The 18,238-nt window shown below is 45.5% G+C and carries 19 protein-coding genes and 1 other RNA gene; 7 read left to right on the plus strand and 13 right to left on the minus strand.

Annotated features, from left to right (window positions below; translation table 11 throughout):
• Positions 1 to 15 precede the first annotated feature (15 nt).
• The 5 genes from A136_RS11860 to rsmI form a co-directional block, all read right to left on the minus strand.
• Positions 16 to 1,773 carry a peptidoglycan glycosyltransferase FtsI gene (locus tag A136_RS11860; protein ID WP_008223684.1) on the minus strand — a complete coding sequence of 586 codons (1,758 nt, stop codon included), beginning with the start codon at positions 1,771 to 1,773 and terminating at the stop codon, positions 16 to 18.
• Entirely contained in the window at positions 1,770 to 2,087 is a 318-nt protein-coding gene (gene ftsL, locus A136_RS11865) for a cell division protein FtsL (RefSeq protein WP_017062901.1), read from the minus strand. The genes A136_RS11860 and ftsL overlap by 4 nt, the downstream gene beginning before the upstream one ends.
• A gap of 3 nt (positions 2,088 to 2,090) precedes the next feature.
• Positions 2,091 to 3,041, minus strand: a complete 951-nt coding sequence (gene rsmH, locus A136_RS11870) for a 16S rRNA (cytosine(1402)-N(4))-methyltransferase RsmH (RefSeq protein WP_017062902.1) — start codon at positions 3,039 to 3,041, stop codon at positions 2,091 to 2,093.
• A gap of 228 nt (positions 3,042 to 3,269) precedes the next feature.
• An RNA gene (gene rnpB, locus A136_RS11875) (RNase P RNA component class A) lies at positions 3,270 to 3,709 on the minus strand.
• 195 nt (positions 3,710 to 3,904) lie between these two features.
• A complete protein-coding gene (gene rsmI / locus A136_RS11880; RefSeq protein WP_017062903.1) occupies positions 3,905 to 4,771 on the minus strand; it encodes a 16S rRNA (cytidine(1402)-2'-O)-methyltransferase in 867 nt (288 codons plus the stop codon).
• Positions 4,772 to 4,832: 61 nt separating this feature from the next.
• On the opposite strand from rsmI, the gene A136_RS11885 reads away from it, so the two are divergent.
• From A136_RS11885 to A136_RS11900, 4 genes are read left to right on the plus strand one after another with little or no spacing between them, the layout of a single operon-like run.
• Entirely contained in the window at positions 4,833 to 6,650 is a 1,818-nt protein-coding gene (locus A136_RS11885) for a penicillin-binding protein activator (protein ID WP_017062904.1), read from the plus strand.
• Positions 6,637 to 7,035, plus strand: coding sequence for a YraN family protein (locus A136_RS11890; protein WP_017059277.1), 399 nt, complete (start codon positions 6,637 to 6,639; stop codon positions 7,033 to 7,035). The genes A136_RS11885 and A136_RS11890 overlap by 14 nt, the downstream gene beginning before the upstream one ends.
• Before the next feature lie 2 nt (positions 7,036 to 7,037).
• The gene (locus A136_RS11895) at positions 7,038 to 7,628 is read left to right on the plus strand and encodes a phosphoheptose isomerase (RefSeq protein WP_004729817.1); all 591 of its coding nucleotides are present in this window, start codon (positions 7,038 to 7,040) and stop codon (positions 7,626 to 7,628) included.
• Between the two features lie 16 nt (positions 7,629 to 7,644).
• Positions 7,645 to 8,250: a BON domain-containing protein gene (locus A136_RS11900; RefSeq protein ID WP_017062905.1), complete on the plus strand. Its 606-nt coding sequence runs from the start codon at positions 7,645 to 7,647 to the stop codon at positions 8,248 to 8,250.
• 254 nt (positions 8,251 to 8,504) lie between these two features.
• Here A136_RS11900 and sspB read toward each other — a convergent pair whose 3' ends face one another.
• The 8 genes from sspB to zapE all read right to left on the minus strand — a co-directional run bounded on the left by sspB (position 8,505) and on the right by zapE (position 14,844).
• Positions 8,505 to 8,999: a ClpXP protease specificity-enhancing factor gene (gene sspB / locus A136_RS11905; RefSeq protein ID WP_032545786.1), complete on the minus strand. Its 495-nt coding sequence runs from the start codon at positions 8,997 to 8,999 to the stop codon at positions 8,505 to 8,507.
• Positions 9,000 to 9,005: 6 nt separating this feature from the next.
• Positions 9,006 to 9,641 carry a stringent starvation protein SspA gene (sspA, locus tag A136_RS11910; protein ID WP_009848943.1) on the minus strand — a complete coding sequence of 212 codons (636 nt, stop codon included), beginning with the start codon at positions 9,639 to 9,641 and terminating at the stop codon, positions 9,006 to 9,008.
• A 97-nt stretch (positions 9,642 to 9,738) separates the two neighbouring features.
• A complete protein-coding gene (locus A136_RS11915) occupies positions 9,739 to 10,476 on the minus strand; it encodes a cytochrome c1 (protein WP_017061436.1) in 738 nt (245 codons plus the stop codon).
• Positions 10,473 to 11,738: a cytochrome b gene (locus A136_RS11920; protein WP_017061435.1), complete on the minus strand. Its 1,266-nt coding sequence runs from the start codon at positions 11,736 to 11,738 to the stop codon at positions 10,473 to 10,475. Before A136_RS11920 ends, A136_RS11915 begins: the two co-directional genes overlap by 4 nt.
• Positions 11,738 to 12,328: a ubiquinol-cytochrome c reductase iron-sulfur subunit gene (petA, locus tag A136_RS11925; protein ID WP_017061434.1), complete on the minus strand. Its 591-nt coding sequence runs from the start codon at positions 12,326 to 12,328 to the stop codon at positions 11,738 to 11,740. Before petA ends, A136_RS11920 begins: the two co-directional genes overlap by 1 nt.
• Positions 12,329 to 12,658: 330 nt before the next feature.
• Positions 12,659 to 13,051 carry a 30S ribosomal protein S9 gene (rpsI, locus tag A136_RS11930; protein WP_004740758.1) on the minus strand — a complete coding sequence of 131 codons (393 nt, stop codon included), beginning with the start codon at positions 13,049 to 13,051 and terminating at the stop codon, positions 12,659 to 12,661.
• Between the two features lie 13 nt (positions 13,052 to 13,064).
• Positions 13,065 to 13,493 (minus strand): 50S ribosomal protein L13, encoded by a 429-nt coding sequence (gene rplM, locus A136_RS11935; RefSeq protein WP_010434689.1) that lies wholly within the window; start codon positions 13,491 to 13,493, stop codon positions 13,065 to 13,067.
• A 247-nt stretch (positions 13,494 to 13,740) separates the two neighbouring features.
• A complete protein-coding gene (gene zapE, locus A136_RS11940) occupies positions 13,741 to 14,844 on the minus strand; it encodes a cell division protein ZapE (protein ID WP_017062906.1) in 1,104 nt (367 codons plus the stop codon).
• Between the two features lie 219 nt (positions 14,845 to 15,063).
• On the opposite strand from zapE, the gene zapG reads away from it, so the two are divergent.
• From zapG to degS, 3 genes are all read left to right on the plus strand, one after another.
• Positions 15,064 to 15,519 (plus strand): Z-ring associated protein ZapG, encoded by a 456-nt coding sequence (zapG, locus tag A136_RS11945; protein WP_017061432.1) that lies wholly within the window; start codon positions 15,064 to 15,066, stop codon positions 15,517 to 15,519.
• A 126-nt stretch (positions 15,520 to 15,645) separates the two neighbouring features.
• A complete protein-coding gene (locus A136_RS11950; protein ID WP_017061431.1) occupies positions 15,646 to 17,001 on the plus strand; it encodes a Do family serine endopeptidase in 1,356 nt (451 codons plus the stop codon).
• Positions 17,002 to 17,159: 158 nt separating this feature from the next.
• Positions 17,160 to 18,224 carry an outer membrane-stress sensor serine endopeptidase DegS gene (degS, locus tag A136_RS11955; RefSeq protein WP_017061430.1) on the plus strand — a complete coding sequence of 355 codons (1,065 nt, stop codon included), beginning with the start codon at positions 17,160 to 17,162 and terminating at the stop codon, positions 18,222 to 18,224.
• Positions 18,225 to 18,238 lie beyond the last annotated feature (14 nt).

An 18,238-nucleotide genomic window follows, 5' to 3' on the forward strand; every position in this document is an offset into this window, starting at 1 on the left:
GAATCCTGATTGGCTCTATTCTTGAAACTTGTTTTCATCAGCAGGGACATTCAGAATTTGCAGTGCGCCCTTCATGATTTCAGAAAAAACAGGGGCTGCGACCGAGCCACCATAGTAGAGGTCACCTTGAGGTTCATTGATCATCACAACCAAAGAGACTCTTGGGTCACTCACTGGAGCAACACCTGCGGTATAGGCGAAGTACTCGTCTCCATAACCACCGGAAATCGCTTTTCTAGATGTACCTGTTTTTGCTGCTACTCGGTAACCCGGCACGGCAGCTCTTGTCGCTGTACCGCCCTTTTGGGTTACGCCTTCTAGCATGTTCAAAACCAACTCAGCATTTTCGCGCTTGATGATCTGTTTTGAGAAATCTTGGTCGTTGCTTTTAACGATATGGATAGGTTCGTAAACACCGTGATTCGCTAACGTCGCATAGGCATGAGCCAATTGCAGCGGAGTAATCGCTAGACCATAACCAAAGGATAAGGTAGCGATTTCAAACTTAGACCAGCGTCGACGGTTCGGGAAAATACCCGCGGTCTCACCGACTAGATTCAGCCCAGACATCTCGCCAAGACCAACAGAACTGTACATGCCCAGTAGCGCTTCAAGTGGCATATCCAGTGCTAACTTCGCCACACCGATGTTACTCGACTTCTTAAGGATTAACGCCAAGTCTGCCTTACCAACTTTGGAAGTATCACGTACACGGCTACCACCGATTTGCATGATGCCGTTACCCGTATCAATTACAGTATCAGCATCCGCGGTACCATTTTCGAGAGCGGCAAGAACAACAAACGGCTTAACCGTCGAACCTGGCTCAAAAGCATCGGTGATCACGCGGTTACGCATCTTAAAGCTTTGTAAATCAGCACGATTGTTTGGGTTGTAAGACGGTGCGTTAACCATGGCCAAAACCGCACCCGTTTTTACGTCTAATAAGATGGCAGATCCAGACGTCGCCTTGTGATCGGCTACCGCCTGTTTAATCGCTCGATAAGCGATGGCTTGTAAGCGCTGATCGATGGTCAATTCGAGTGGTTTACCTTCTTCACGCTCTTCTAGTGCAATGTTTTCAACTACTCGCCCGTAACGGTCTTTACGGATTGTACGTTTACCTGCTTCACCCGTGAGCCACTTATCGTAGCTGCGCTCGACACCTTCTAGGCCGTGTCCATCAATTCCGGTCACACCAATAAGATGCGCGCTGACTTCACCGGCTGGGTAATAACGACGTGATTCTGCTTTAAGACCAATACCCACCAGCTTTAAGTCGCGGATGTATTTCGCCATTGCTGGGCTAACTTGTCTTTGTAGGTAGATAAAACGACGAGATTTGTCGCTGGAGATCTTGTTGATCATCGATTGTCGATCTAAGCCAAGTACATCAGCTAGCGCATACCAACGATCAATTTGGGCCATGCCATTTTTATCGAAGATGGTTTTCGGGTCAGCCCATACCGCCTCAACAGGCACACTGACGGCAAGTGGTTCGCCATTGCGGTCTGAAATAATACCGCGGGCAGAAGGAATAGCCTTAACACGTACAGAACGAAGGTCGCCCTGACGAATTAAGTTATCTGGTTCAATGACTTGGATGTAAGCCACACGACCTACTAGTACAGAAAAGGCAACCAACACAAAAGCAATAACGACGTTGAAACGCCATTTAATCAGAATTGGATCCGAGTCCTTTTCGCTCTTCACTCGCTCTTTCGTTGGTTTCTTAACGGCTTTCGCGGGGGCTTTTTCCTTTTTTCCGGTCATTTCAGTGTGATCACAACTTCTTTGTCGGAGTCTGGACGTTTCATGTCTAGCTCTCGTTTTGCCGATGCTTGAACGCGGCTATGTTCAGCCAGAGCCGTCTCTTCAAGCATTAAATTTCGCCATTCATTATCAAGCTGTTCACGCTCACTCAATGCCATGTCTTTTTGCGTGATTGCCTGACGTGACATGTGTGTCGTGAGAACGACCCCCATCGCGCTCGCGAAGATACAGATAAGCAGCACCAATGGGACTTTACCCACGGAGATCAAATCAAAAAATATTATCTTGGCTAAGTTAGGTTTGGAGGTCTTCATTGACTATAGCTTTTCTGCGATTCGTAATACTGAGCTACGCGAACGAGTATTCTCATCCACTTCATCTTTAGAAGGCTTGATCGCTTTACCAACAGGCTTAAGATCAGCACTGCCTAGCGCTTTGATCTGCTCTTCTGTTAGTGGCAGGCCATGTGGTACTTGCGGACCTTGGCTCTCTTTACGGATAAAGCGCTTCACCATGCGGTCTTCAAGAGAGTGAAAGCTAATAACAGACAAACGGCCTTGAGGAGCAAGAATGCTTGCTGCGCCTTTCAGGGCTGTATCGATCTCTTCAAGTTCACTGTTGATGTAGATACGGAAGGCTTGGAAAGCACGTGTTGCTGGGTGCTTTTTCTCTTTGAAGCTTTTTGGAGCTACATCCGAGATAAGCTTAGCCAACTGACCAGTGCGCGTTAGTGGTTCGTTCTCTTCATTCTCTTGATAAGCAATGATGCCTTTCGCGATACGACGAGCGTGTTTGTCTTCACCGAACTCACGAATAACCCATGTGATGTCATCAAGATCGGCTTCAACTAACCACTGAGAGACAGGAATACCGGTTGTTGGGTCCATACGCATATCAAGCGGACCGTCTTTCATGAAGCTAAAGCCACGCTCAGCGTCATCTAGCTGTGGTGAAGAAACACCTAGATCCAGTAACACACCATCCACTTGACCGACTAAGTCATAACGCTCCGCATATTCAGCCATACCTGAGAACGGGCCGTGAATAATCGTAAAACGAGGGTCATCAATCTTTTGCGCTTCTGCAATCGCTTGTGGATCGCGGTCAATACTAAAGAGTCGTCCATTCTCGCCCAGTTTAGACAGGATTGTACGGCTGTGACCACCACGGCCAAAAGTACCATCGATGTAGGTACCGTCAGGTTTGATCGCAAGTCCGTCAATAGATTCGTTAAGCAATACTGAAATATGTTTGAATGCTTCTGTCATAGTCTTCTCAGTGAGTGGATTGAGCCATTAGTTCGGCAATAATTTGTTCTATTAACGTTTTAGTGTACTGATTTCACGCCGTATCTCCACCATATTGTGTATAGGCTTTGGGAATTTTTGACCCAAGCTCATATCAGGGTGAAGGATTCTAAGGAAATCTAAATAATTTACGTCAATATAAAGCAAAAAACCCATCACTACCGTTAAGTAATGATGGGTTCTTTATATAGGTGGAGTTGACACATACGCCGGGTTCTGTTCCGCTTGCGCGGCGGTAACCATTCGTCTAGGCCTGCAATCGCTCACAGGCTCAAGCAATCTACCCGCCCCCATACGCGAGCAACGCAATGTGAGGGCCTATTTGATCTTGCTCCGGGTGGAGTTTACCTTGCTACGAACTGTTGCCAGTCGCACGGTGCGCTCTTACCGCACCCTTTCAGCCTTACCTGTGCCCCTTCCGAAGAAATGAGGCCATCGGCGGTCTTCTCTCTGCTGCACTTGTCGTGGGCTCGCGCCCCCCAGACGTTATCTGGCACCCTGCTCTATGGAGCCCGGACGTTCCTCCCCTCTGCCAGTCTCCCGAAGGACTTCAACGTCAGTTTCCCGAAGGACCTCAACGTCAGTCTCCCGAAGGACATCAGCAAAGCAGCGATTACCCGTTCAACTCCGAGGGCGGATTGTATAGAGATTAGAGTGCAGTGTCTAGCGAGATCACAAATATGCTGCAAACCGCTAAGTAAACGCATGAATTTCACACAATCCAGACAAAAAAAGAGGAATGAAGGGACGACCTTCATTCCTCACAAGCTTTAAAATAGCACTCTAGCGACTTATACACTGAGCAGCTATTTATCTATTCAGCGTTAACCATCTAGGTGCTCAAGGCCCCACTTGTACAGCGCGTTCTTTTTCAGGTTGTAGATTTCAGCTGTCATTGCCGCCGCTTTTTTAAGAGGCAGCTCTTTGGTTAGAATGCCTAGTGTGCGAGTCGCTTCGTCTGGCAGTTCTGTGCTCGCTTCTTCACGATGACCATGAATCAGTAACACCATCTCACCGCGCTTACGGTTCGAATCTTCTTCAATCCACTCAATCAACTCACCCAGTGGCAATCCTTGAATTGTTTCGAATGTCTTAGTCAGCTCACGTGCCAAGACAACTTCACGGTCTGGGCCTAAGATCTCAAGCATATCTTGTAGAGAATCTGAGATTCGATGTGGTGATTCGTAGAAGATACACGTGCGCTCTGCTTTCGCGATCTCTAGGAACTTATCTTTACGACCTTTGCTCTTTGGCGGCAAAAAGCCTTCAAAGCTGAAACGATCAGACGGTAAACCAGACGCACTCAATGCCGTAATCACTGCACAAGCACCAGGAAGTGGCACAACTCTCACACCCGCTTGACGACATTGTGAGACAAGATGGTAACCTGGGTCACTGATTAAAGGTGTACCCGCATCAGAGACTAATGCGATAGACTGACCTTCTAATAACCTTTCGACTAGAACTTGCGCTTTAGTTTGTTCATTATGATCATGTAAAGCGAACGTTCTGGTTGATATATTGAAGTGAGCAAGCAGCTTACCCGTGTGGCGTGTGTCTTCGGCTGCAATAACATCGACACTTGATAAAATTTCAATTGCTCTTTGAGTGATATCTCCCAAATTTCCGATTGGGGTTGGCACAATGTAGAGAGTTGGGCTCTCTGTGAGCAAGGTTTTGTTATCTGTCATTTGTTTACCATCACTTCAACGATTAATATAGATACAAATTTATACGGAATTTAAAGAACTCATGGCAACGATGAACCATAAGAGACTCAGTGTACCACGCTTACTAACTCCAATTGCATTAGCAATTACATTGGCGGCTTGTTCTTCAGGTCCTCAAGCACCAACGAGCGTTGATATTACACTAGATCCAGCGCAATCAACTGAAAGTTACATGATGCAGGCGGATAGTAGCAAAGGAAGTCTACAAAACGACTGGTTAATCATGGCACTTAAGGCTTCTGTGCAAGCAGGAAAAACCGATCAAGCAACTCTGCTGATTAAACGCTTAGCAAAACAAGAGCTGAGCGAAACGCAACAAGCGGAATGGCAATTAGCGCGCGCTCAGCTGCTGGTGAATAACTCACAGCCAGATCAAGCTTATAGCCAACTAAACTTCCAGCCTTGGTGGAAGCTTCCGAACGAGCAGTGGAAAGATTATCACGAGCTACGCGCGAACATCTCAGAGATGAAGAGTGAGTATTTCGAGGCAAGCCGTGAGTTAGTGCTCTATTCAGAGTACCTAGAGGCTGACGACGAGCTTCAACAGCAAACTGCCGACCGTATTTGGCAAAACCTGAATAGCTACTCTCAATACGAGATTCTAGAACTGAAAACATCACCGACAGAAGATGTGCTTTCAGGTTGGTTACAACTGGCAATCTACATGAAGACGCTGAACTCAAATCTTCCAAACCTGCAGGAAACCTTATCGGATTGGTTAGCCGAGAATCCTCAGCACCCAGCTGCTACTTACACACCTCAGGCGATCACCGACATCTTGGCGCTAGAGATCAGCAAGCCAACCAGCACTGCACTGTTGCTGCCGCTAACGGGTAAATACGGTAAGCAAGCACAACTGGTACGTGATGGCTTCATCTTTGCGATGATGAACGACAAAGAACGCGAAGAAGATGCAACGCTGACAGTAATGGATACCAACGTGCAAAGTGCTGCTGAGATTAAAGCGACACTGGAAGAGAACAACGTTGATTTCATTGTGGGTCCGCTGATCAAGAGCAACATTACTAAGCTTCAGCAAGCGCAGAAAAACCACGAGAATTCGATTCCAGCTTTAGCTCTGAACATTCCAACGCAACTAGAACCTGATACCAATATTTGCTATCTCGCTCTATCGCCTGAACAAGAAGTTGCTCAGGCAGCGAAACACCTATTTGCTCAAGGCTACAAGTATCCGCTTATCCTTGCGCCAAGAGGACGTTTAGGTGAGCGTGTTGAGCAAGCGTTTAAAGAAGAGTGGAAAAAATACAGCAGCAACGATGTGGCTATCAGCTTGTTCTCTGACAAACGCCAACTGCAACGTAATGTGAATCAGGTATTTGGCTTGCAAGAGAGCCAACAACGTATCGCTCAAATGGATGGGTTACTGAACCTAGACCTAGAAACAGAGCCACGCAGCCGTCGTGATATCGATTCTGTCTACATTGTGGCTAAGAACTCAGAGCTAACACTAATCAAACCCTTCATTGAAGTTGCAATTAACCCAGATGCGAGCCAACCCGCTCTGTTCTCAAACTCACGCAGCAACAGCGGTGATAAGCAGTATGAAGACCTAACCGGTGTGTTCTACAGCGATATCCCACTATTAGTTGAGAATAAAAACGAGCTTAATAAAGAGCTCAACGACCTATGGCCTGCGCACTCAAACGGCCAAAAGCGTCTGCAAGCACTAGGAATGGATGCATACTATCTAATGGATGCACTGCCACAGATGAAAGCCGTGCAAGGTTACAGCATTCCAGGTGAAACGGGTGTGCTAACCATCGATAACAACTGTGTGGTTCAACGTGAAATCAGCTGGGCAGAGCATGGGGCTTTTTAGCCGAAAGTTCCTATCCAAACCAACCATCACCCACAAACAAGTGGGTGATAAATACGAGGCCGTGGCAAAATCTTATCTGATTAACCACGGTTTATCGTTAATAGAAGAAAACTTCATAGCAAAATGTGGCGAGATTGATCTTATAATGCGCCATAACAATACGGTTGTGTTTGCTGAGGTAAAATACCGCAAGCAAACCCGCTACGGACATGCCGCTGAAATGGTGACTGCCAAGAAGTCACAGAAACTGCTCAAAACAGCCAATGTTTGGCTTATGCAGCAAGGATTGTCGGTGCACTCTACAGATTTCAGGTTTGATATTGTTGCCATTGAAGGGCCGAATGACACTATCGACTGGATTCAAAACGCGATTACCCAAGGATAAACATGCTAGACAGCATTAAAGAAAGTTTCACAGAAAGTATTCAAATCCAAATTGCGGCTGCAGAAGCTCTGCCTGACGCAATCACGCATGCCGCTCAAGCAATGGTTGCGACCTTGCTTAACGGAAACAAAATTCTTTGTTGTGGTAATGGTGGTTCGGCGTCGAATGCTCAGCAATTTGTATCGTGCCTACTCAACCGGTTTGAAACAGAGCGCCCTAGCCTTCCAGCAATGGCACTCACAGCAGACAACACCACGCTAACGGCTGTGGCTAACGACTACCACTATGAAGAGATCTTCTCTAAGCAGGTGCGTGCATTCGGTCAAACTGGCGATATTCTGTTGGCTATCTCGACTAGCGGTAACAGCAAGAACATCATCAAGGCAATGGAAGCGGCGGTAACTCGCGACATGACCATCATCGCCTTTACCGGTAAAGATGGTGGTGAGATGGCAGGTTTGCTTGGTGAACACGATGTAGAGATTCGTATCCCGTCACACCGTACAGCGCGCATTCATGAAGTACACATGGTGACACTGCACTGCCTATGTGACCTAATCGATCAAGTACTCTTCCCTGCCCACGAAGAGTGATATACGGAGCATCACAATGAAATCATTAACCTCTATGAGGCTGTTTAAGCTGATTAATGTTTCGCTACTTACACTGTCTCTGTCTGGTTGTGCTGGCATTTTCATTGCTGGTGCTGCAACTACTGCAAACCTAGTCACGGATACGCGAACAACCAAAGAGATTTGGAACGACAACAACATCGAATTTGAAGTTGCAGCGATTACCAATAAACAACCATTCCGTGGCAATGTACGTGTCACCGCAAGCTCATACCGAGGTTCAGTGGTGTTGATGGGGCAAGCAACCACAGATTCAGAACGTCGCGCTTTTGAAAACCAAGCCAAAGAAGTGGCTGGCGTTGAGAGCATCCACAATCAAGTTCGAGTGAAAGAACCTTTGTCTGTAAGTGCTATCAGTAAAGACAGCTGGATTACCACTAAGGTGAAATCAGCTCTGCTTGCGAATGCTGAGCTTAACGGCATCAAAGTAAAAGTGATTACTGAGGATTCAGAAGTATTCCTACTTGGACTCGTGACTAGAGAGCATGCCGATATCGCGACAGAAGTTGCGCGTAACATATCTGGCGTAAAACAGGTTATTCGAGCGTTTGAATACGGTGAAGAAGAGACGGCTGTTAACTAGCCGTAAGCCAGTCAACTAAATGCGATATAGCAGAAAAGAAAAAGCAGCGACGAGTCGCTGCTTTTTTATTTGGTTCGTTATCTAATACCAATCGTAGTAAATAATCTATCATTCTAGCTTGTTAAAAATTTCGATAACTGCGTTAGAATTTTTGATTGTAGAATAACTACTTATCAAAAAATTCCGCCTTGCTCTCAAGCTTTTTTCCTGCGCTATTTCTGATCACTTACTTACTGTGATTGGTATAACTAACGTTATTTGATAACACGAAGGCTTGGGCGACCTTTAGCTGGACGAGGTGGCTCAGGATCTGAGTCTGGCTCTTCAGCATCTACGTCTGCCGTTGCTACGCTCAAAGATGGGCCTTTTTCTGGTTCTTCAAAAGGACTTTCTTCAATCCCTTCTTCAAACGCTTCCATGTAAGCCTCTTCAGGTTCAAACATGGTACCAGCACCATTTTCACGAGCATAAACCGCTTGAACTGCGTAAAGCGGAACGATCACAGAGTGTGGACGACCACTAAAGCGAGCACTAAACGTCACAGCTTCGTTACCCAGTTCAAGTTGTCCAACCGCACGAGGCGCGATGTTCAGAATGATCTGACCATCTTGAACAAACTCTTCTGGAACTCGCACACCCGGTAATGTTGCTTCAACAACAAGGTGCGGAGTTAGTTCGTTATCAACCAGCCATTCATAAAATGCACGAAGCATGTATGGTCGGCGTGGAGTCATATTAGAAATATCCATAAACGCTTAGCGAACGAGTCGCATCTCACGCTCAGCTTCAGTTAGAGAAGCTAGGAATGAATCACGTTCGAATACGCGGTTCATGTAAATCTTAAGCTCTTTAGAACCAGGACCAATTAGTTCGATACCAAGCTCAGGTAAACGCCATAATAGCGGAGCTAGGTAACAATCAATTAGGCTAAACTCTTCGCTCATGAAGTATTCATACTCAGCGAAGATAGGAGCAAGAGTCAGTAGGTCGTTGCGCAGTTTAACGCGAGCTGCTTCAGATTCTTCAGCGTTGCCTTTAACGATCTTCTCTGCAACTGAATACCAGTTACGCTCAATGCGGTACATCATTAGACGGCTGTTACCACGAGCAACCGGGTATACAGGCATCAACGGTGGATGAGGGAAACGCTCATCTAGGTATTCCATGATGATCTTCGAGTCATATAGAGCAAGCTCACGATCAACAAGAGTAGGTACTGATTTGTACGGGTTCAGTTCAACAAGCTCTGCTGGTAGATTTTTTTCATCAACCAACTCAACTTCAACACTTACGCCTTTTTCAGCAAGAACGATGCGCACCTGATGGCTATACATATCAGAAGCACTTGAGAAAAGAGTCATTACAGAACGTTTATTGGCAGCTACAGCCATGGAGCCCTCCAGTACACTTTAAATAAAAACAATGGAGGCCTAAAGCCTCCATTGAACATTAACATAATTTGGGAATTAGCACGGTATTATAGCACAATTAGTGCACATCACGCCAATACTCTTTCTTCAGCAAAATCACGATGATAGTGAAGATTACTAAGAAGGCCATTACCCACCAACCCATAGCGTGACGCTCAAGTTGAACTGGGTCGCCCGAGTAAACCAAAAAGTTAACAAGGTCACGAACTGCTTCGTCGTATTCACCAGCACTTAATTCGCCAGAGCCGTCAGTCTCAGTGCCAACAACAACCGTCACTTCCTCGCCATCTACCATATGAGTATCGTAGATTGGTGTTGGGATACCTTGCAGTTCTTCAAGAACGTGCGGCATACCAACGCTTGGGAAAACAATGTTGTTCACGCCAAATGGACGAGACGGATCTTCATAGAAAGTACGAAGGTAAGTGTACAGCCAGTCTGCGCCACGAACACGAGCAACCAATGTTAGGTCTGGTGGCGGAGCACCAAACCAACTTGCCGCTTGATCAGAAGGCATAGCATTAACCATCAAGTCACCGATTTTCGCTTCAGGGTCGAAAATCAGATTTTCCTTCATAAGATCAACGGGGATCTCTAAATCATTCGCAACACGTTCATAGCGCTGGTACTGCGTTGAGTGACAAGCGAAACAGTAGTTCATGAACATCTTAGCGCCATTTTGCAATGAAGCTTTGTCTGTTAAATCATTGTTCGCTTTGTCTAATGGTACGTTTGCACCCGCTGCCATCACCAGTGACGGCAACATAGCAAATAAAATTACAATCCACTTTTTCATTTGAATGTCACCCTTTCTGGTAATGGTTTCGTCGCTTCATTTTTACTGTAGAACCACAGTAGAACGAAGAACATGAAGTAACCTAAGCTAAAGATTTGAGCCAGTAGCGTGTATGTTGGCGTTGCTGGAAGCGCACCAAGTACACCAAGCGCAATAAAGCTTATTGTGAATTGGATGATGTTAATCAAATGCAGTTTGCTACGGTAACGGTAAGAACGCACTTTACAACGGTCGAACCATGGTAGTAGGAATAGCACAACAATAGATGCGCCCATTGCTACAACACCTAGCAACTTATCAGGAACAGCACGCAGAATTGCGTAAAACGGCGTGAAGTACCATACCGGAGCGATGTGCTCTGGTGTTTTCAGTGGGTTAGCAGCTTCAAAGTTTGGCGGCTCAAGGAAGAATCCACCCATCTCTGGGTTAAAGAACAGCACATAACAGAAGAAGAATAGGAAACCGGCCACACCAACCATATCTTTCACGGTCCCGTATGGGTGGAAAGGAATAGAGTCAATGATGTCGTATTTCTTAGTGTAATCCTTGTGGAATGGGAACTGCGTTTTGTAGTCGTCGCCCATTGTGCCTTTAGGAAGTTTCGTCTCAATACCGTCTGGGTTGTTCGAACCCACTTCGTGCAGTGCTAGTACGTGAAGTACGATAAGCAGCAGAAGTACAATTGGTAGAGCGATAACGTGCAGTGCGAAGAAACGGTTCAGCGTTGCACCAGAGATGATGTAGTCACCACGGATCCAAAGCGTTAAGTCATCACCGATAACAGGGATCGCACCAAACAGAGAAATGATTACCTGAGCACCCCAGTAAGACATTTGACCCCATGGTAGTAGGTAACCCATGAAAGCCTCAGCCATAAGCACTAAGAAGATCAACATACCGAAGATCCAAAGTAGCTCACGAGGCTTTTGGTAAGAACCATAGATTAGGCCACGGAACATGTGCAGGTAGATAACAACGAAGAATGCCGAAGCACCTGTTGAGTGCATGTAACGTAGTAGCCAACCGTATTCCACATCACGCATGATGTATTCAACAGAAGCAAATGCACCCTCACCTGACGGTACGTAGTTCATTGTTAGCCAAATACCCGTAAGGATTTGGTTAACCAATACCAACATTGCCAAAGAACCGAAAAGGTACCAAAAGTTAAAGTTCTTAGGCATTGGGTATTCAGATAAATGCTTTTTATACGCATTCATCGCGGGTAGACGTTTCTCTACCCAATCAAGCAATCCTTGCATTACGCGTCTCCCTCGTCCACACCGATCATGATCTTAGTGTCACTCAAATACATATGCTTTGGTACAACAAGATTCAATGGAGCTGGTACGCCTTGGAATACTCGACCGGCCATATCAAACTTTGAACCATGACAAGGACAGAAGAAACCAGACTTAACACCCTGAACTTGTTCTGCAAAAGAATCCGGCAGGTAAGTTGGAGAACAACCTAAGTGCGTACAGAAACCAACAGCAACGAAGAATTCCGGCTTAATTGAACGGAACTCGTTCTGTGCGTATTCTGGTTGTTGTTCAGCTTCAGATTGAGGGTCACGAAGTTGACCACCGATCGATTTTAGGTTTTCTAGTACCGACTCAGCACGGCGTACAACCCATACAGGTTTACCTTGCCACTCGACACGAACCATTTGTCCCGGTTCTAACTTACTGACTTCCACTTCCACCGGCGCGCCCGCAGCTTTCGCCTTGGCACTCGGATTCCATGATTTAATAAAAGGCACGGCTACAGCAGCTGCTCCTAAACCACCAACAACGGCTGTTGTTGCGGTTAAGAAACGCCTGCGACCGTTATTTAAAGGCGCGTTGCTCATCCAAACATTCTCCCATTTGCTCCTTGTGGATTGAAATAATTCCGATTAAAGAGCATGGCTAACAAAATATGTATTTAGTTCTATTTATTGACGGCAAATGATAAATAAAACCCTACTTTTTGACAAGATAAAGCTACCTTTTTGTAACAATCATGAGGCAAAGCGCACATTGGGTTACAAAAGCTTTCAAAATATAAGAATTTGGAAATAAAACGAGGAAGGGAAAGCGTTTAGAGGGGGTATAAAAACAAAAAGCCCGGCATATAGCCGAGCTTTGAACCACAATTCCAGTCGTAAAACTGGGGGCGTGTACTTTTTCGTAAAGAAAAATTAACGCTTAGAGAATTGAGGTTTACGACGTGCTTTACGTAGACCAACTTTCTTACGTTCAACGCAACGAGCGTCACGAGTAACGTAGCCAGCTGCACGTAGAGCAGGACGTAGAGTTTCATCGTACTCCATAAGAGCGCGAGTGATACCGTGGCGGATTGCGCCAGCTTGACCAGAAATACCACCACCAGAAACAGTGATGTAAAGGTCAAGTTTCTCAGTTAGTTCAACTAGCTCAAGAGGTTGCTTAACAACCATACGAGAAGTTGGACGACCGAAGTAAACATCAAGGCTACGCTTGTTGATTACGATCTCACCAGAGCCTGGTTTGATGAAAACACGAGCTGCTGAGCTTTTGCGACGACCAGTGCCGTAGTATTGATTCTCTGCCATTTTCATAATCCCCTTAGATGTCTAGTACTTGTGGCTGCTGAGCAACATGGTTGTGCTCAGTACCAGCGTACACTTTAAGCTTACGGTACATCGCGCGGCCTAGAGGACCACGTGGAAGCATACCTTTAACTGCTAGTTCTAGAACCATTTCTGGTTTCTTAGCAATTAGCTTTTCAAAAGTGATAGTTTTAAGACCACCTGGGAACTCTGAGTGACGGTAGTAAACCTTACCCTTAGCTTTGTTACCAGTTACAGCAACTTTCTCTGCGTTAACAACGATGATGTAATCACCAGTGTCTACGTGAGGAGTGTATTCTGCTTTGTGCTTGCCGCGTAGGCGAGAAGCGATTTCACTTGCTAGACGGCCAAGAGTTTTGCCTTCAGCGTCTACAACATACCAGTCGCGTTTTACAGTTTCTGGTTTAGCAACGAAAGTTTTCATGCTAATAATTACCTATTTAAAAAATTTACACTTAAGGAATACTCGCGTATTCCCACTGTCTAAGAGTTACCATTCATCACCCCTTCGAGTGTTGGAAAACTCTTGGCATAACGTGATTTTACTCATCGCTAGAGGCCCGCAGTAACGGTAGGTCGCAGGATTATAGAGAAGAGCGAAGAAAAAATCACCTCTTTTTGAACAAAATCACGATTTTTTTAATTCTATTTCTTATTCGAGATAATCAAAGCTAACTTAAGTGTTCTTTTGCCAAATATTCATGGCTCTGCATTTCAATTAAACGCGACTGACAACGTTTAAATTCAAACTCTAGCTGACCATGGGTGTATAGCTTTTCTAGCTCCACTTCCGCTGAAATAATCAGCTTCACATTGCGCTCGTAGAACTCATCAACTAATGCAATGAAGCGCCTCGCAGCGTCATCTGAAGTCGCGCCCATTTGCAATACATCCGCCAATAGAACTGTGTGATAAACCCGAGACAACTCAATATAGTCGTTCTGGCTACGAGCCGACTGACAAAGCTGAGCAAAAGTACCATGCAGTACGCCATCACTCGCTTCGACTACATCTAATTGACGGTGGTTAACCTCTATCTGCTTAAGCTTCTCTTTATCTTCACCAACGAGCTGAGCGTAATACTTTTCGAGATTAATATTCGCTTGGCTATCTAGCGGGTAATGGTAAATCTCAGCCTGTTCTAAGGTACGTAGACGATAGTCAATACCACTATCGACATTAAGGATATGACAGTTGTCTTGAATGAGCTTGATGGCAGGTAAGAAACGCGCTCGCTGTAACCCGTTGCGATACAGATCCGCAGGTGGAATATTAGAGGTCGCAACCAAGATAGCGTTTCGAGCGAATAACTCTTGGAACAAGGTTCCTAGGATCATCGCATCGGTGATGTCTGAAACAAAGAATTCGTCGAAACAGATAATGTCCGCTTCTTCCTTCAACTTGTCTGCGACTAAAGGCAATGGATCACTCACATTACCTAGCGCCTTTAGCTCATCATGAACTCGATACATAAAGCGGTGAAAGTGAACACGCATTTTTTTAGTGGTCGGTAAGGCATCATAGAACGTATCCATTAGGTACGTTTTTCCTCGCCCTACGCCACCCCAAAAATAGAGACCTTTCGGTGGTTGTGGCAGTTCTGGCTTTTTGCCTAGTAATTTCTGGAAGCGAGTCAGTTGAGGAATGGGCGTATTCATGTAATCTTGAAATTGATGAAAAAGTTCATCTAAAGATTTTACGGCTTGCTCTTGTGCTGGATCTCTTTGAAATCCAAGTTCTTTTATATCTTGTTCGTATTTTTTAATGGGATTCATGACGACATTTCCACAATGAAAGCAATATCAGACAACAACTAAAAATGAGCCCAAACAGTACGAGGAATAACGTGATGTGGTGAATAATGCAGCATCAAACTGCTAACTAGCGCACACGCATTTCTCTTTATACTGCGGCTTTCTCATAGTACCATGGAGCCGTATCACGTGTAACTAAGCAGTAACAAACATGTTAAAAAACAATAATAAGGAGCTGTTATGCCTTGGATGTATGCCGTTGCCGGTTTACTAGTCGGAGTTATTTTAGGGGTCGCTATTTCTCGTCTCATGACACCTGAATACAAAAAACAAAAGAACGTACAGAAAGAATTGGATAGCGCAAAGTTTGCCCTTGAGCAGCAGCGACAAGAGCTGGCTGATCACTTTGCGAAATCAGCAGAAATGTTGGACACATTAGGTAAAGACTACACAAAACTGTACCAACACATGGAAAAAACAAGCTCAGAGCTGATTCCTAACCTGCCAGAGCAAGATAACCCGTTTGTGAAAACAGCCGCTGCCCATTCGGACAAGCCACAAGAGAAGCCTTCAGTAAAAGAGGCGACACTTGAGGAACAACCGAAAGATTACGCTAATGGCGCAACCGGTTTATTTACAGAGCAGAAGAAAGAAATCATGAATGCTCCCGATGTTGTTACAGCAAAAGCATCGTAAACATTTAACACTTCTGTGAACTTTACAAAGGTTTTTGAGTCATAACTTTCACTCAGGTCATTTGAAACTTATCATACTTATTAAACGTATAAGAGGGTTAAGACCTTAACTAGAGAGGAGTTTATGATGAAAAAACCTTTGCTTGCTTTATCAGTGCTAACTTTAAGCTTAAGTTCAATCATCACCCCCATTAAAGCAACAGCCGCACTGCCATTAAGTGTGGGTAATGAACAATTACCGAGCCTTGCTCCTATGCTTGAACAAGTGACCCCCGCTGTGGTTAGTATTGCCGTAGAAGGCAAACAAGTACAACGTCAGCAAATCCCTGAACAATTTCAATTCTTTTTTGGTCCAGAACAAACACGAGAGCGTCCCTTCCGCGGATTAGGCTCTGGTGTCATCATTGACGCCGAGAAAGGTCATATCGTGACCAATTACCATGTCATTAATGGTGCGGACGATATCAAAGTAAAACTGCATGATGGTCGAGAGTACGATGCTGAGCTAATCGGCGGCGACCAGATGTCTGATATCGCACTGCTAAAATTAGAAGAAGCCAAAAACCTGACCCAGATAAAAGTCGCAGACTCAGACAAACTAAGAGTTGGTGATTTTAGTGTCGCGATCGGTAACCCATTCGGACTTGGGCAAACCGTGACATCCGGTATTGTTTCTGCACTCGGCCGTAGCGGCCTGAATCTAGAAAACTTTGAAAACTTCATTCAAACCGATGCAGCAATCAACAGCGGCAACTCTGGTGGTGCGCTAGTGAACCTTAACGGTGAGCTAATTGGTATCAACACCGCCATTCTTGGCCCTAACGGAGGTAATGTCGGTATCGGCTTTGCAATCCCTTCTAATATGATGACAAACCTGACAGAACAAATTCTCGACTTCGGTGAAGTAAAACGCGGCATGCTTGGCGTTCAAGGCGGAGAAGTGACCTCTGAATTGGCAGAAGCACTCGGTTATGAATCAAGCAAGGGCGCCTTTGTTAGCCAAATCGTCCCTGACAGCGCAGCCGATAAAGCAGGACTGAAAGCGGGCGATATTATTGTCTCTATTAATGGCAAACGCATTGATACCTTCAGCGAGTTAAGAGCTAAGGTCGCAACACTCGGCGCTGGTAAGCAGATTGAACTGGGTGTGGTTCGTGACGGTAAGAGCAAAACCTTTGATGTGACGCTTGGTGAATCCACCAATAATAAAACACAAGCTGAGAAGCTCCATGAAGGACTAGCTGGTGCTGAGTTAACCAACACAACAGAGAGTGACTCTGCAACGGGCGTCAAGGTATCGAATGTTGCTCAAGGTTCACCAGCCGAAGCCTATCAACTCCTGAAAGATGACATCATCATCGGAGTAAACCGCCAGCCCGTTAAGAACCTTGCTGAGTTTAGAGAGATTCTTGAAAAACAACCTGGTGTACTGGCGCTTAATATCCAGCGAGGCGACCGAACTATCTATCTTGTGATTCGATAGTCTTACGTCAGCGCAATTACAGGGAGGCTCAGTAAGTTTGCTTTAAACTTACTCAGTCTCCCTTTTCTTTAGATCAATCAAAATGCTATGCTTCACTTGTAATCAAATCAGTCATCCATTGATGGAGGCTTCACACCTTACTTGTTGAAGAGGGAAACATGCTGTCCTTTCTATTTCGTTCTATTTCCCTTGGACTCGTTTCAGCGGCGCTTATTCTTCTCGCCTTCCCGAGCTTAAGACCAGCGATTGTCGCTGACGTCACTAGCCCTAAAGTCGATAATATTGGCTCTCTTCAGATTTCATTTAACCAAGCAGTTCGCCGCGCGGCGCCTGCAGTGGTTAACATTTATAGCCGTAAATACGCTGAAAGCGATCGAAACAAACTGCTCACACAAGGTTTGGGCTCTGGGGTGATTGTTAGCGAGAAAGGCTACATCATTACCAACTTCCATGTGGTGGCTCAAGCAGACCAAATAGTTGTGGCACTTCAAGATGGCCGAGTAGCAGCTGCGCAACTTGTCGGTTCAGACAAACGCACCGATATCGCGATACTTAGAGTCAGCGGTGATAATCTACCGGTGATCCCACTCAATCCTAATTACAAAGCCAATGTCGGTGATGTTGTACTGGCTATCGGTAACCCATACAACCTAGGTCAAACAACAACCTTTGGTATCATCTCTGCAACCGGCCGTTCTTCGATCAGTGCCGATGGCCATCAAGCCTTTATCCAGACCGATGCGGCAATCAATGAAGGTAACTCAGGTGGCGCACTGGTGAACTCACAAGGTGAGCTAGTCGGTATCAATACCGCCTCTTTCCAGCAAGCTACCGACATGGAAACCTATGGGATCTCATTCGCTATCCCCTATCCGCTTGCTAATAAAATCATGGAAAAGATCATCGCCGATGGTCGTGTGATTCGTGGCTATATTGGTATCGATGGACAAGACATCAACTCAGTCACCTCACGCATGTTGGGTACTAAGAATATCGGCGGGATCGTTGTGTTGGGGATAGACCCTAATGGTCCGGCTGCCGATGCGGGTTTTGAAGCTCAAGACATTATTGTCAGTATCAACGATAACCAAGTAAATGGTCGCCAGAGTGTAATGGACATCGTTACCGACCTGCGACCTGGTACAGTTATCGATGTGGGTATATTGCGCCAAGGTGAAAGCAAAACCTTAAAGGTGACCATCGCCGAAGATACTCGCCTGTAGAGCAAACTCTGTAA

Source organism: Vibrio crassostreae 9ZC13 (genome assembly GCF_000272045.2).
GTDB classification, from domain to species: Bacteria; Pseudomonadota; Gammaproteobacteria; order Enterobacterales; family Vibrionaceae; genus Vibrio; species Vibrio crassostreae_C.

Coding starts and splice junctions, on each gene's coding strand:
- A136_RS11860 (WP_008223684.1), bottom strand. CDS start 1,773: ATGACCGGAAAAAAGGAAAAAGCCCCCGCGAAAGCCGTTAAGAAACCA.
- A136_RS11885 (WP_017062904.1), top strand. CDS start 4,833: ATGGCAACGATGAACCATAAGAGACTCAGTGTACCACGCTTACTAACT.
- sspB (WP_032545786.1), bottom strand. CDS start 8,999: ATGGATATTTCTAATATGACTCCACGCCGACCATACATGCTTCGTGCA.
- rplM (WP_010434689.1), bottom strand. CDS start 13,493: ATGAAAACTTTCGTTGCTAAACCAGAAACTGTAAAACGCGACTGGTAT.
- rsmH (WP_017062902.1), bottom strand. CDS start 3,041: ATGACAGAAGCATTCAAACATATTTCAGTATTGCTTAACGAATCTATT.
- A136_RS11900 (WP_017062905.1), top strand. CDS start 7,645: ATGAAATCATTAACCTCTATGAGGCTGTTTAAGCTGATTAATGTTTCG.
- A136_RS11920 (WP_017061435.1), bottom strand. CDS start 11,738: ATGCAAGGATTGCTTGATTGGGTAGAGAAACGTCTACCCGCGATGAAT.
- ftsL (WP_017062901.1), bottom strand. CDS start 2,087: ATGAAGACCTCCAAACCTAACTTAGCCAAGATAATATTTTTTGATTTG.
- rpsI (WP_004740758.1), bottom strand. CDS start 13,051: ATGGCAGAGAATCAATACTACGGCACTGGTCGTCGCAAAAGCTCAGCA.
- petA (WP_017061434.1), bottom strand. CDS start 12,328: ATGAGCAACGCGCCTTTAAATAACGGTCGCAGGCGTTTCTTAACCGCA.
- zapE (WP_017062906.1), bottom strand. CDS start 14,844: ATGAATCCCATTAAAAAATACGAACAAGATATAAAAGAACTTGGATTT.
- A136_RS11895 (WP_004729817.1), top strand. CDS start 7,038: ATGCTAGACAGCATTAAAGAAAGTTTCACAGAAAGTATTCAAATCCAA.
- zapG (WP_017061432.1), top strand. CDS start 15,064: ATGCCTTGGATGTATGCCGTTGCCGGTTTACTAGTCGGAGTTATTTTA.
- A136_RS11915 (WP_017061436.1), bottom strand. CDS start 10,476: ATGAAAAAGTGGATTGTAATTTTATTTGCTATGTTGCCGTCACTGGTG.
- rsmI (WP_017062903.1), bottom strand. CDS start 4,771: ATGACAGATAACAAAACCTTGCTCACAGAGAGCCCAACTCTCTACATT.
- degS (WP_017061430.1), top strand. CDS start 17,160: ATGCTGTCCTTTCTATTTCGTTCTATTTCCCTTGGACTCGTTTCAGCG.
- A136_RS11950 (WP_017061431.1), top strand. CDS start 15,646: ATGAAAAAACCTTTGCTTGCTTTATCAGTGCTAACTTTAAGCTTAAGT.
- A136_RS11890 (WP_017059277.1), top strand. CDS start 6,637: ATGGGGCTTTTTAGCCGAAAGTTCCTATCCAAACCAACCATCACCCAC.
- sspA (WP_009848943.1), bottom strand. CDS start 9,641: ATGGCTGTAGCTGCCAATAAACGTTCTGTAATGACTCTTTTCTCAAGT.